General features: G+C 79.5%; 1 protein-coding gene. It reads right to left on the bottom strand.

Annotation, left to right across the window (positions count from 1 at the left end; genetic code table 11):
* Positions 1-36: 36 nt before the first annotated feature.
* On the bottom strand, positions 37-867 hold the full coding sequence (locus tag AC13HU_RS37345) for a glutamate racemase (RefSeq protein ID WP_483046447.1): 831 nt from the start codon (positions 865-867) through the stop codon (positions 37-39).
* Positions 868-1,286: the final 419 nt, after the last annotated feature.

Raw genomic sequence — 1,286 nt, 5'->3', positions numbered from 1 at the left:
GGGTGTCGCGGGGCGCCGACGCCGGGGGCCGGCGCGTCACCCTGCATGAGCGGACCGCCGGCCGGTCGCGGGCGGTACGGGCGCGGGTCCGGCGGGGGCCGCGTGCAGCAGGCGGCCCTCGGGGTACGCGAGCGCGGCGGCCGGGAGGGTCGCCGGGCGCCCGCTGTGGATGACGCGCAGGCCGCCGACGGCGGGGGAGTGCGGGGCGGGGCAGGCGCCGATCCGGCGCAGCGCCTGGGCGGCGACCGCGTCCGCGGTGCCGTGCAGGACGACCGGTGGTCGGCCGGGCCGCCGCAGGGCCGCGCGAACGTGTTCGGCGACCAACTCGTAATGGGTGCACCCCAGGACGACAGCCCTTACCTCGGCCGGGGTGCGTGCGGCGGCGTCGGCGATCGCCAGCCCGACGGCCTCCTCGTCCGCGCGCTCGACGGCGTCGGACAGCCCGGCGCACGGCACTTCGATGACGCGCACCCCGGCCGCGAACTCGTCGATCAGCGCGCGCTGGTAGCGGCTGCCGGTGGTCGCGGGCGTGGCCCACACCGCGACCGGCCCGCCGCCCGCGGCGGCCGGCTTGACCGCCGGGACCGTGCCGATCACCGGCAGTTCCGGCTCGAACCGGGCGCGCAGCGCGGGCAGGGCATGCACGGTGGCGGTGTTGCAGGCCACGATCAGCGCGTCCGGGCGAAGGTCGGCCGCTGCCCCGGCGACGGCCAGGGCGCGCTCCGCGAGGTCGGCGGCGGTACGCGGCCCCCACGGCATGCCGTCGGGGTCCGAGGCCAGCACGAGGTCGGCGTCGGGACGCAGCCGGCGCACCGCGGCCGCGGCCGCGAGCAGCCCGATCCCGGCGTCCATGAGGGCGATCCGCATCCGGCCGCCGGCGCGGTCCACCGGTGCCGGGGTGCGGTGCGCGGCCGTAGGTACGTCGGGCGGGGGCCGGTTGGTAGCCGTAGCCGTAGCCGTAGCCGTAGCCGTTCGCGTTGGCGTTGGCGTTGGCGTGGGCGTCGGCGTCGCGGTGTCGGGGGCGGCGGCCTGTGCCGCGTCGAGGTCGTCGGGGTCCTGCATGAAGCCGCCTCCAAGGGGTCGGGCCGGTCGGGTGTGGCCGTGTCGACGGGCAGGTGCCGCCGCCCGGCCAGGCGGCGGGGGCGCCCCCGCGTTGTCGTGCTCGACCGGGTCGGCCGGCCCCGAGACGACCTCGCCCGCGCCCGACGGCCGCGGGGGAGCGCGGGACATCCACGGGCCCCGCCCACCGGGCGGACGGTGCCACCCGCCGAACCACGGTCCTTCGG

Source organism: Streptomyces sp. NH27, from assembly GCF_056859195.1.
This window is presented reverse-complemented; position numbering and strand designations above follow the sequence as displayed.